Source organism: Streptomyces sp. NPDC046870, assembly GCF_040704595.1.
In the GTDB taxonomy this organism is placed as follows: domain Bacteria; phylum Actinomycetota; class Actinomycetes; order Streptomycetales; family Streptomycetaceae; genus Streptomyces; species Streptomyces argyrophylli.
The window spans coordinates 36,881-48,731 of sequence record NZ_JBEYXM010000029.1 but is presented as its reverse complement, the minus strand read 5'-3'; the positions used below and the strand labels follow the sequence as shown (position 1 = coordinate 48,731).

General features: G+C 73.6%; 7 protein-coding genes. 6 read left to right on the top strand and 1 reads right to left on the bottom strand.

Going from position 1 to position 11,851, the window contains the following annotated elements:
• Positions 1 to 11 precede the first annotated feature (11 nt).
• The 6 genes from AB0946_RS36360 to AB0946_RS36335 all read left to right on the top strand — a co-directional run bounded on the left by AB0946_RS36360 (position 12) and on the right by AB0946_RS36335 (position 10,170).
• Positions 12 to 1,283: a glycosyl hydrolase gene (locus tag AB0946_RS36360; RefSeq protein ID WP_366764981.1), complete on the top strand. Its 1,272-nt coding sequence runs from the start codon at positions 12 to 14 to the stop codon at positions 1,281 to 1,283.
• A 66-nt stretch (positions 1,284 to 1,349) separates the two neighbouring features.
• Positions 1,350 to 4,370, top strand: coding sequence for a glycoside hydrolase family 38 C-terminal domain-containing protein (locus AB0946_RS36355; protein ID WP_366764980.1), 3,021 nt, complete (start codon positions 1,350 to 1,352; stop codon positions 4,368 to 4,370).
• A gap of 271 nt (positions 4,371 to 4,641) precedes the next feature.
• On the top strand, positions 4,642 to 5,895 hold the full coding sequence (locus AB0946_RS36350; protein ID WP_225809771.1) for a ParA family protein: 1,254 nt from the start codon (positions 4,642 to 4,644) through the stop codon (positions 5,893 to 5,895).
• Positions 5,892 to 7,226 carry a ParB/RepB/Spo0J family partition protein gene (locus AB0946_RS36345; protein WP_366764979.1) on the top strand — a complete coding sequence of 445 codons (1,335 nt, stop codon included), beginning with the start codon at positions 5,892 to 5,894 and terminating at the stop codon, positions 7,224 to 7,226. The genes AB0946_RS36350 and AB0946_RS36345 overlap by 4 nt, the downstream gene beginning before the upstream one ends.
• A gap of 480 nt (positions 7,227 to 7,706) precedes the next feature.
• The gene (locus AB0946_RS36340; RefSeq protein ID WP_366764978.1) at positions 7,707 to 8,615 is read left to right on the top strand and encodes a phosphatase PAP2 family protein; all 909 of its coding nucleotides are present in this window, start codon (positions 7,707 to 7,709) and stop codon (positions 8,613 to 8,615) included.
• A gap of 157 nt (positions 8,616 to 8,772) precedes the next feature.
• Entirely contained in the window at positions 8,773 to 10,170 is a 1,398-nt protein-coding gene (locus AB0946_RS36335; RefSeq protein ID WP_366764977.1) for a CHASE3 domain-containing protein, read from the top strand.
• A gap of 67 nt (positions 10,171 to 10,237) precedes the next feature.
• Here the strand turns inward: AB0946_RS36335 and AB0946_RS36330 are convergent, their stop codons facing one another.
• Positions 10,238 to 11,578, bottom strand: coding sequence for a hypothetical protein (locus AB0946_RS36330; RefSeq protein WP_366764976.1), 1,341 nt, complete (start codon positions 11,576 to 11,578; stop codon positions 10,238 to 10,240).
• Between the last annotated feature and the right edge of the window lie 273 nt (positions 11,579 to 11,851).

The following is an 11,851-nucleotide window of genomic DNA, read 5'->3' as shown; positions in this document are numbered from 1 at the left end:
GAAGGATCTCCATGCCTCCTGCCGTGCGCTTCGGCGTCAACTACACCCCCAGCGAAGGATGGTTCCACCACTGGCTCGACTTCGACCTCGACTCCGTACGCGCCGACCTGGACTCGATCGCCGCGCTCGGCCTGGACCACGTCCGGGTCTTCCCGCTGTGGCCCTACTTCCAGCCGAACCGGGCCCTCATCCGGCCGCGCGCGGTGGAACAGCTCGTGGCCCTCGCCGACGCCGCCGCCGAACGCGGCCTCGACGTCAACGTGGACGGGCTGCAGGGCCACCTGTCCAGCTTCGACTTCCTGCCCGCCTGGACGCGCACCTGGCACCGGCGCAACCTCTTCACCGACCCCGAGGTCATCGACGGTCAGGCCGCCTACCTGCGCACCCTTGCCGCGGCCCTCGCCGACCGGCCCAACTTCATCGGCATGACCGTCGGCAACGAGGTCAACCAGTTCAGCGCCGGCCCCCACCCCGACCCGGACCGGGCCACACCCGAGCAGATCGACGCCTGGCTGGAGCGCATGCTCGCGGCCTGCGAGGAGGGGGCCCCCGGCCGGCTGCACCTGCACGCCGAGTACGACGCCACCTGGTACCAGCACGACATGCCGTTCACCCCGGCGCAGGCCGCCCGGTACGGCGGCGTCACCGCCGTGCACTCCTGGGTGTTCAACGGCACCGCCCAGCGCCACGGCCGTACCTCCGTGCCCAGCGAGCACCACGCCGCCTACCTGGTCGAGCTGAGCAAGGCCTGGGCGGACGACCCGCACCGGCCGGTGTGGCTGCAGGAGGTCGGCGCCCCCGCGCCCCTGGTGCCCGCCGAGCACGCCGCCGCCTTCGCCGAGGCGACCGTCGCCAACGTGCTGGACTGCCCCGGCCTGTGGGGTGTCACCTGGTGGTGCTCGCACGACGTCTCGCGCGGCCTGGCCGACTTCCCGGAACTGGAGTACAGCCTCGGCCTGCTGACCAACGACCGGCGGCCGAAGGACATCGCGCGGGTGCTCGCCGACGCCGCCCGCCGCACCCACCGCACGCCGGCACCGCGCACCACCGCCCTCGTCGTGCCCGCCGACCCCGGGGGGCGTACGGCGCTCGCCCCGGGCGGGGACCTGTACGACGCCTTCTTCCGGCTGACCGCCGACGGGGCCCGGCCCACCACCGTCCTCGACGTCCGCGCCGACGACACGGACCATCTGCGGGCGCGTGGCATCACCGAGGTGGTCACGGCCGGGCAGGTGCTCCCGGCAGCGGGGGCGGGCGCGGAGCGGGCGACCGGTTCCGCGTGAGATCCCCGCGCCCTTCCCCCACCCTGGTAACCACCTCCCCGACGTACGACCTACGGAGCATCCCCCATGCATGACGACCGCACCCTGGTGGAAGCCCGCCTCAAGCGGGTCCTCGAAGAACGCATCCGTCCCGCCGTGTACCCCGAGTCCGTGCCGCTTCAGGTCGCGGTGTGGCACGCGCCCGGCGAGCCGGTGCCGGTCGCGGAGGGGCTGGCCGCCGCACCCGAGCCGATCGAGGTGGGCGCCCGGTGGGGTGCTCCGTGGGGCACCAGCTGGTTCCGGGTGACGGGGACCGTCCCGGAGAAGTGGGCCGGCCGGACCGTCGAGGCCCTGCTGGACCTCGGGTTCGACGAGAACATGCCCGGTTTCCAGTGCGAGGGCCTGGTCTACCGGCCCGACGGCACGCCGGTGAAGGGCCTGAACCCGCGCAACCAGTGGGTGCGGATCGGCGCGCCCGTGGCGGGCGGCGAGGAGGTGCGGCTGCACATCGAGGCCGCCTCCAACCCGGTCATCCTGGACTACCACCCCTTCCTGCCGACACAGCTGGGCGACAAGGAGACCGCCGGCAGCGAGCCGCAGTACACCCTGACCCGCATGGACCTCGCCGTGTTCGACGAGACCGTGTGGCAGCTCGTGCTGGACCTGGAGGTGCTGGGCGAGCTGATGGCCGAGCTGCCGGTGGACTCCGCGCGCCGCTGGGACATCCTGCGCGCCGTGGACCGGGCGCTCGACGCGGTCGACCTCCAGGACGTGAACGGCACGGCGGACCGGGCCCGGCAGCAGCTCACCGGCGTCCTGTCGGCCCCCGCCGTGCCGTCCGCGCACCGCATCAGCGCCGTCGGGCACGCGCACATCGACTCCGCCTGGCTGTGGCCGCTGCGGGAGACGGTGCGCAAGGTGGCCCGTACGACGTCCAACATGACCGCGCTGATCGAGGACGAGCCGGAGTTCGTCTTCGCCATGTCCCAGGCGCAGCAGTGGGCGTGGGTGAAGGAGCACCGGCCCGAGGTGTGGGCGCGGGTGAAGAAGGCCGTGGCGGAGGGGCGGTTCGTGCCGGCCGGCGGGATGTGGGTGGAGTCGGACACCAACATGCCCGGTTCGGAGGCGATGGCCCGGCAGTTCGTGCACGGCAAGAGGTTCTTCCTCGACGAGTTCGGCGTCGAGAACGAGGAGGCCTGGCTGCCCGACACCTTCGGCTTCGCCGCGGGCCTGCCGCAGATCATCAAGGCGGCCGGCTCCAAGTGGCTGCTGACGCAGAAGATCTCCTGGTCGCAGACGAACAAGTTCCCCCACCACACCTTCCAGTGGGAGGGCATCGACGGTACCCGGATCTTCACGCACTTCCCGCCCGTCGACACCTACAACTGCTCCATGAAGGGCAGTGAGATCGCGCACGCGGCGCGGAACTTCAAGGACAAGGGCCGGGCCCGGCACTCGCTCGCGCCCACGGGCTGGGGTGACGGAGGCGGCGGCACCACCCGGGAGATGGTCGCCAAGGCGGCCCGGCTGCGCGACCTCGAGGGCTCGGCGACCGTCGAGTGGGAGACCCCGCGCGCGTTCTTCGAGAAGGCGGAGGCCGAGTACCCCGAGCCGCCGGTCTGGGTGGGCGAGCTGTACCTCGAACTGCACCGCGCCACCCTCACCAGCCAGGCCAAGACCAAGCAGGGCAACCGGCGCAGCGAGCACCTGCTGCGCGAGGCGGAGCTGTGGGCGGCCACCGCGGCCGTGCGCACCGGCTTCCCGTACCCGTACGAGGAGCTGGACCGGATCTGGAAGACGGTCCTGCTGCACCAGTTCCACGACATCCTGCCCGGCTCGTCCATCGCCTGGGTGCACCGGGAGGCGCGGGCGACGTACGACCGGATCGCGGGTGAGCTGACCGCGATCATCGAGGGCGCCCAGCGTGCCCTGGCCGGCGAGGGCGGCACCGAGCTGGTCTTCAACGCGGCCCCGCACCCGCGTCACGGTGTGCCGGCAGGCGGTGCCGCCGTCCCGGCCGTGACCGGCGGCACCACGCTCACGGCGCGCGAGGACGGCGGGTTCACGCTGGACAACGGCCTGCTGCGGATCGAGGTCGACGCCCGGGGCCTGGTGGTGTCGGCGTACGACATCGCGGCGGGCCGGGAGACGGTCGCGCCGGGCCGGGCCGCCAACCTGCTCCAGCTGCACCCCGACTTCCCGAACATGTGGGACGCCTGGGACGTCGACGAGTTCTACCGCAACACCGTCACCGACCTCACCGACGCCGAGTCGGTGCTGCCGGGCGACGACGGGGCGTCGGTACGGGTCGTCCGCGCCTTCGGCGGGTCCCGGGTCACCCAGGTGCTGTCCCTCGGGGCGGACGAGCGGCGGCTGGTCATCGACACCGAGGTCGACTGGCACGAGACGGAGAAGTTCCTCAAGCTGGCCTTCCCGCTCGACCTGCACGCCGAACGGTACGCCTCCGAGACGCAGTTCGGGCACTTCCACCGGCCCACGCACACCAACACCTCGTGGGAGGCGGCCAAGTTCGAGGCGTGCAACCACCGCTTCGTCCACCTGGAGGAGCCCGGCTGGGGCGTCGCCGTCGTCAACGACTCGACGTACGGCCATGACGTGACCCGGACCGTGCGGTCCGACGGCGACCTCGGTACCACCACGACGGTCCGGGTGTCGTTGCTGCGCGCCCCGCGCTTCCCCGACCCCGAGACCGACCAGGGCGTCCACCGCTTCCGGCACGCCCTGGTGCCCGGCGCCGGGATCGGGGACGCCGTGCGCGAGGGCTGGCGCGTCAACCTGCCCGAACGGCGCCTGACCGGCGCCCACGAGGTCGCCCCGCTGGTCACCATGGACGACGACGCGGTCGTGGTCACCGCCGTGAAGCTCGCCGACGACGGCAGCGGGGACGTGGTGGTCCGCTTCCACGAGGCCCACGGCGGCCGGGCCCGGGCCACGCTCACGGCCGGCTTCGAGGTCGCGGAGGCGACGGTGACGGACCTGCTGGAGCGCCCGCTCGCGACGGCGGCCGCCCCGGAGCGGGACGGCGACCGGATCGCCGTACGGCTGCGGCCGTTCGAGCTGGTGACGCTGCGGCTGCGGCGGGCCTGACCGACGCGGCGCCGGCCGCGGCCCGGACACGGGTCGCGGCCGGCGCCGCGTCCGGTGTCCGCCGGGGACTGCTGCTCGCGGGTGACCGGCTCGGCCGGGCGGCCGGAACCGGAACTGATCCGACGAGTCGGCGAAATCCGTTACACATGGGGGGACATGGCGCGCACATGAAGGTCCCGACCGCCAGGACGGGCGGAACGGACCGTCAGGCAGTCGGCTTAACTAACGTGTCGGCGACGCGAACGATCACGAGCGTTAGTAAGGTACCCCCATGAGTTCTCCAGCCTCCTCCGGCGACCGCGACAAGGTCGTCTCCAAGCTGCCGGGCCAGCTGCGGCAGGACCTGAAAGTCAGGGCCGCCCAGCACGGCATCGAGATCCAGGCCGCCGTCGAGCAGGGCATCAGGGACTGGTGCGCCCTCGCCTCGGCCACCGAACCCGTCGACACCGCGGGCGCCGACTCCTTCTCCACCTTCCTCCCGCCCGGGCAGTGGGAGACGTTCCGCAAGGTGGCGGCGGACCGCAGCGTCTCCCTCATCCAGGGACTCGCCCAGTCCGTCCGGCTGTGGCTGGACTCCAACCCGGCGCCCGACGTCGAACGGCCCAGCGTCACCCGGCGCATCATCGTCTGCAACCAGAAGGGCGGGGTGGGCAAGACCGCCATCACGGCCGGCGTCGGCGAGGCGCTCGCCGAGTCCCCCAACACCCTGCACGCCGTACGCGTGTCGAAGGCGCTCGCCAAGGCCCTGCGGGCCAGCGACGCCGAGGAGGGCGAGGACGAGCCCCTGGAGATCGAGAACCTGCCCGGCCTCGGCATGCGGGTCCTGCTGGTGGACTTCGACCCCCAGTGCCACCTCACCAACCAGCTCGGCGCCGCCCCCCTGCCGATGAACGGCGACAGCCTCACCAACCACATGGCGGGCGACCCCAAGGGCGATCTGCGCGACCTCGTCGTGCCCATCGACGCGGAGACCTTCGGCGACCGTCTGCACCTGCTGCCCGCGTGCAACGACGCCTTCCTCCTCGACGTGCGGCTGTCCGCCGTACGGGCCCGGGAAGCCGCGCTGGAGCGGGCCCTCGCCCCGCTGGAGGCGGACTACGACGTCATCATCGTCGACTGCCCGCCCAGCCTGGGCCTCAGCATGGACGCCGCCGCCTACTACGGCAGGCGTCGCGACGGCGAGAAGCCCGGCCAGTCCGGCGCGCTCATCGTCGTGCAGGCCGAGGACAGTTCGGCCGACGCCTACGAACTGCTCACCACGCAGATCGACGACCTGCGCGACGACCTGCAGATCGACATCGACTACCTCGGTATCGTCGTCAACCTCTACGACTCGCGCCGCGGTTACATCGCCACCTCCTCCCTCCAGGGCTGGGTCGACATAAAGGACCCGAGGGTGGTGGGACTGATCGGCGACCTGAAGGAACAGAAGGAAGCGGTCCGCATGAAGCAGCCCCTGCTGTCCTACGCCCCCAAGTCGCAGCAGGCCATCGGGATGCGCGCACTGGCCCGGGAGATCTCATGAGCAAGGCCGACCAGCTGGGCGCCGGACGCTTCGGCGGCGCCCGGCCCGTCAGCGCACGCCGGCAGGCCGTGGCCGCCGCGACCGGCGTACCGACCGCGGGCGTGGCCCCGCCCAGTGAACTGCCCGTCCACCAGATCAGCCCCAACCCCGACAACCCCCGCTCGCAGCTGGGCGATCTGACCGACCTCGCGGGCAGCCTGAAGACCCACGGCCAGAAGCAGGCCATCACGGTCATGAACCGTGACGCCTACCTCGCGGCCAACCCCGACCGTGCGGGCGACCTGGAACCCAACACCACCCACGTCGTCATCGACGGCAGCAGCCGCCTGGCCGCCGCCCGCGAAGCCGGCCTCGCCACCGTCAAGGTCATGGTGAGCGACGAACAGGGCAGCACCTCGGAGGAACTGCTCGAGTCCGCGCTGGTCGCGAACATCCACCGGCAGGACCTGGAGGAACTCGACGAGGCCCGGGCCCTCCAGCGGCTGCTCGCCATCCACGGCAGCCAGACGGCCCTGGCCAAGCGGCTGCACCGCTCCCAGGGCTGGGTGTCGCAACGGCTGGCGCTGCTCACGCTCACCCCCGAACTCCAGGCGAGGATCGGCCAGGAGCCCATCGACCTGCTGCGCGCCGTCGGCAACAAGCCGGCCGACCAGCAGATGGCGGCACTGGATGCGCTGAAGGCCGAACGTGCCCGCAAGGAGGCGGAGAAGGCGGCCCGCAAGGCCGCTCGCCAGGCGGAACCGGCGGCGGCCGACTCCGCCGCGGACGGCTACCCGGCCGTGCCGGACGCCGGACAGGTCGCCGGGGCCGCGGCGCCGGCGGTGCGCGACGAGCCGCCGACGGTACCGGTCCAGGCACCGCCGCCCCAGGCGGCCGCCGCCGAGACGGTCCAGGCGCCGCCGGCACCTGCGGGGACCGCCGAGACGGTCCGGGCGCCCCGGGCCCAGGCGGCCACCGCCGACACCGTCCAGGCGCCGCCGGCACCGGCGGCGGCCGCCGACGCGGGCCGGGGGACGGCCCGGCCCGAGGCGTCACCCGCCGCGTCCTCCCCGGTGCCGTCCAGGCCGGCGCCGCCCGTCGCCCCCGCGCGCACGGCCGCCGCCCCCTCCGACGGCACCCCGCCCCCGGCCGCCAACGGGCAGACCGCGCGGACGCTGCCGTACGACGAGCCCGGCCCCCTCGCGATGCTGCTGGACCGGAAGATCGAGAGCGACGACACGTTCTTCGACCTCATCGACTTCCTGGGCGTCTGGGCACTCAAGCGGGACCCCGCCCGGCTGGGCGAACTCGCGCAGCGTCTCGCCGACCAGGCCACCGCCCAGGTCGACTGAACCGGCGCGCCCCGGCCCGCCCGGGTGTGAGCCGGGTGGGGCCTCCGACCAGGCCCCACCCGGCCCCCGGCCGGGGGACCGGCCTGCGTGGGTGCGGGCCCGGTGCCTGTGACACCGGGCCCGCACCGCGGGGAAGGTGGCGCTCGGCCCCCGGGGGACGGGGCCGCCGCGCCACACGTGGTCCAACGCGGTCAGGTGCTTCGACCGGACACCCCCACTCTCGCGCCGCACGGCCCGCGACGCCATGGGGCACACCCCACGATCGGGGCGCGCACGGGGTGAGGAAGTCCCTACACAGCGGCCCCCGTTGTCCACTCCTCGGCGAGGCGGCAGGCGCGGCGGCGGAGCGGAACCGGCACCCGGAGGGGACGCTCGTCGGGGAGGGCACGTCCTGGCGTGTGCGGTCGGCGACTCCCCCGTAGCATCGGGAAGATGTCACGAACCGGAGGAAATGGTGCCGACCGGAGCTTCGGTGTACGTGTGTCGGCGCGGCTGGTGGCGGCCGGAGGCGTCGCGGCGGGGCTGGGGCTGCTGGTCTACGCCGGGCTCGTGCGCACGGCGGCGGGCCAGCGCTGGGAGAACGCGGTGCTGGCCGGGCGGGCGCGGGACGAGACGCCGACCGCCGTGCACCAGGCGGACCGGGTCCTGGACCACATCACCGTGATGTCCCTGGGCACCGCCGTGGGTGTGCTCGTCGTGATCGGGGCGGTACGCCGGCGTCCTGCCCTCACCGCGGTCGCCGTCGGCACCGTGGCCGGCTCGCTCGCGCTGTCCGAAGTGCTCAAACGGCAGGTGCTGGGCCGGCCGGATCTCGTCGGCGCCCCGCCGCACCTGCTGCACAACAGCTTTCCCAGCGGGCACACGACCATCGCGATGAGCGTGCTGTTCGGGCTGGCCCTGATCGTGCCGTACCGGCTGCGCGCCGCTGTCGTGGGCGTCTGCTCGCTGTGGGCCACCGGCGTGGGCGCCTACACGGTGGCGGCCGGGTGGCACCGTCCCAGCGACACGATCGGTGCCGACCTGCTGGTCCTCACCGTCGCCTGTGGCCTCACCGCGGTCCTGGCCCGCACCGGCCGGGTCCGGCCCGCCCCGGGGCACCGGCATCCCGTGGGGTCGCTGCTGGTGGTCGTACCGCTGGTGGGTGCGGCGGTGCTGGGACTCGGCACCGGCGGGCTCCTGGCCGCGGGTGCCCTGTCGCATGCCGTGCCCGCCTGGTCCCGGCCGGGCCTCGCCTACACGGCCGGACACGCGCTGGCCGCCGGCTTCAGCGCCGTGACCACACTCGCCCTGCTCACCCTGCTCCGCCACTGCGACCTCGGACGTCCAGGCGGGTCGCGCGAGAGCCGGACCCCCGGGCCGGTACACCGGCGGCCGATGACCCGAGGCTGACGGCACCGGGGCCGAAACGGCGCGAGGGCGCGCCGGCTCGCATACCTAGCGGGCGTGGGTGCGCCCACGCCTGCCATGTGGACACGTCTTCTGCTCACGTGCGGATACATTGCACACTTCAGGTGTCTCGATCCATCCACGGGCTGGCAGGCGGAACATGGGCGCACGACAGGAGAAGACGGGCCGGCGGCTGGGGCTGACGAGCCTCACGGTCGCGGCGAGCGGCCTGCTCGCCTTGTTGATCGGTGTGGCGTTCGCCGTCCTGCTGTTCGCGATCTCCGACGCGAACAGCTCCGCCTCGGCCCGGCGCGCGTCCCGGACGGCCCTCGTGGAGGCCGGCAGCATGGAGCAGTTGCTCCTCGACCTGGAGACCGGACAGCGCGGTTATGTGATCACCAAGCGGGAGGAGTTCCTCCAGCCGTGGCAGGGGGCGCGCAAGGCGTTGCCGGCGGAGGAACGGCGGTTCACCGAGAGCGCCACCTCCCCGGGACAGCGGCGCACCGCCGAGCAGATCGCACGCGGCGTGAAGTCCTTCCTGGACGACTACTCGGTCCCGCTGGTCGAGATGGTCCGGCGGGGTGATCCCACCGCGTCCAGCCTGAAGGAGACGGCCGAGGGCAAGCAGCGCGTCGACGTCCTGCGGGACCAGTTCAACGGGTACATGACGGACGAGCGGGCCCAGCTCGCGGAACGCACGGACGCGGCGGGCACCAACAGCCGCCAGGCGGTTCTCGCCGCCGCCGTGGGACTCGCGGCGTCGACCGCGCTCGTGGCCGTCTTCACGGTGCTCCAGCACCGTGCGGTGGTGCGGCCGGTGCGCGGGGCGGCGGCCGCGGCGGAGGAACTCGCGGGCGGTGACCTCGGCGTGCGGATGCCGCCCAGCAGAGTGGCGGAGATCGGGGCGCTGGGCACCTCCTTCAACTCCATGGCGGCGTCCCTCCAGGACAGCCGCCGACGCATCATGGAGAGCACCGAGGCCGTGCACCGGCGTACGGCCCGGGACCTGCACGACGGGGCACAGCAGCGTCTGGTGAGCCTGATGATCGGGCTGCGGCTGGCACGGGAGCTGATACCGGAGACGCAGGCGGACGCGATCGACCTGCTGGACCAGTCCATCGACAACGCGCAGACCGCGATCAACGAGCTGAGGGAGCTCGCCTCGGGCATCTACCCGCTCGTGCTCACGGTGAAGGGGCTGGTGGCCGCGGTGAAGGACCTGGCGTCCCGGTGCCCGGTGCCCACCGTCGTCGTGAGCACGGGCGAACGGCGGATCTCCTCCACCGTCGAGTCCAACGCGTACTTCGTCGTGGCCGAGGCGGTGACGAACGCCGTCAAGCACGCCCAGGCGTCCCGGATCGACGTCACCCTGGAGTTCGGGGACCTGCTGCGGATCACGGTCGCCGACGACGGGGTCGGCGGCGTCGGCAAGGCGACCGCCGGCAGCGGAATGAGCGGACTCGCGGACCGGGTGGCGGCCTTCGACGGGAAGCTGGCCATCGACTCCCCTCCCGGTGGCGGCACGACCATCCTGATCCAGATACCGATTCCGGCCTGAACCGGCAGGTGTTCCGGCTTCCGCGCGTGCACACGTGTGTCGGGGGTGCGGTCGCGCGGTCGCACGGTCAGACCGGGACGACCGCCGTGACCGTGGTGCCGGCGCCGGGCGTGTGCCGCACGCACAGGGTTCCGTCCACACTCGCGGCCCGCTCCGTCAGGGCGGCCAGCGCCGCCAGGTCCGCCTCCCCGGCGGGTGGCGCCCCGTCGTCCACGACGGTGACCACGAGGCTCGCCCCGAGGTCGGCGGACACCCGGACGCGGCCGGCGCCGCCGCTCTCCACGGCTCGCTCGACGGCCTCCGTGACGAGGAGATACAGGTGTGACTCGACCAGCGGGGGCAGCCGTCCGGCCAGGGAGCCCGAGACCGTCATCGGCACCGGGCAGCGTCCTGCGAGGGCGGCGAGCGCCGCGGGAAGCCCGCCGGCGCGCAGGGCCCCGGGACTCAGCGCGTCGGTGACCTCCCGCACGCCGGCCAGGGCCTCCTCCGTGTCGCGGACCACGTCGTGGAGCAGGTCCGTTGCGCGGGCGGGTGCCGCGCCCAGCTCCTGCCGGGCGAGGCTCAGGCCGAGCAGGGTCCGCACCAGACGCTCCTGGACCGCGTGCTGGAGGGTCCGGGCGTACTGGCGCTGGCGTTCCACCTGCCGGTGCGCGAGGAGCGGGAACGGCGGCCCGTCGTTCCGTGGGGCGTGCCCGGCACGGGCCGGCTCGCCGAGGGGCAGGAAGACGTACAGGGCGGCGTCGCCACCCGGCCGGGACAGCGGCACCAGGGTCCACTCGACCGGGAGAAGGGAGCCGTCGGCCCGGGTGAGCGTGCCCCGACCGCTCACGCCGCCGCCCCGCCCGGCGGTCTCCGGCTCCCCGGAGCCGGGGGCCGGACCACCGCAGGCGCCGGCACCGGCACCGGACAGGCCGGACGCACGGTGCTCGGCGCCCGAACCGTCGTACGGACGCCCGTCCGTGCCCAGCAGGTCGGACGTCCGGCCGTCGATGCCCAGCCGGTCGAACGGACGGCGCTCGCTGCCCGACGGCCCGGACGGACGGCCATCAGCGCCCAACGGGTCGGACGGAGCACGACCAGCCTCCGAAAGGCCCCACGGACGCCCGTTCGCGCCCAGCAGGCCGGACGTCCGGCCGTCGATGCCCAGCCGGTCGAACGGACGGCGCTCGCTGCCCGACGGCCCGGACGGACGGCCATCAGCACCCAACGGGTCGGACGGAGCACGACCAGCCTCCGAAAGGCCCCACGGACGCCCGTCCGTGCCCAGCAGGTCGGACGGGCGGTCGTAGCCCATCGCCTCGGCGGCCGCGGGGTTCGCGTAGCGCACCGAGTGATCGGCGCCCACGGCCCAGACCGGCTGCCGTATGACGTCAAAGACGCTTCCCAGCTCATCGGCGATCGACGTCATCGCGCTCGTTCCTTCCCCCAGGGCTCGGCACCCCGCCCTCGCGGCGTCACAGAGCGACGCCCGCGGACGGCGGCCGCCGCACGTCCCCGCGCGAGGCGGACCCGCGCACCTGACTGCGCCGGCGCCGCTGGCGTCGACTCTCACAGAGACACCCGGTCGACGCATCCGTCATTTGACTTGGAAGCCCCTGGGTGCGGGGTGCGCGGTGCCGATACGTCGTATGCCGCCCGCCGGCAGCGCGGGATGCGGCGCCGGTCGCGTCACGGTCCCGGA

Excerpts from the sequence above, each read along its gene's own strand:
- AB0946_RS36360 (WP_366764981.1), top strand. The coding sequence starts at position 12 with ATGCCTCCTGCCGTGCGCTTCGGCGTCAACTACACCCCCAGCGAAGGA.
- AB0946_RS36355 (WP_366764980.1), top strand. The coding sequence starts at position 1,350 with ATGCATGACGACCGCACCCTGGTGGAAGCCCGCCTCAAGCGGGTCCTC.
- AB0946_RS36350 (WP_225809771.1), top strand. The coding sequence starts at position 4,642 with ATGAGTTCTCCAGCCTCCTCCGGCGACCGCGACAAGGTCGTCTCCAAG.
- AB0946_RS36345 (WP_366764979.1), top strand. The coding sequence starts at position 5,892 with ATGAGCAAGGCCGACCAGCTGGGCGCCGGACGCTTCGGCGGCGCCCGG.
- AB0946_RS36335 (WP_366764977.1), top strand. The coding sequence starts at position 8,773 with ATGGGCGCACGACAGGAGAAGACGGGCCGGCGGCTGGGGCTGACGAGC.
- AB0946_RS36330 (WP_366764976.1), bottom strand. The coding sequence starts at position 11,578 with ATGACGTCGATCGCCGATGAGCTGGGAAGCGTCTTTGACGTCATACGG.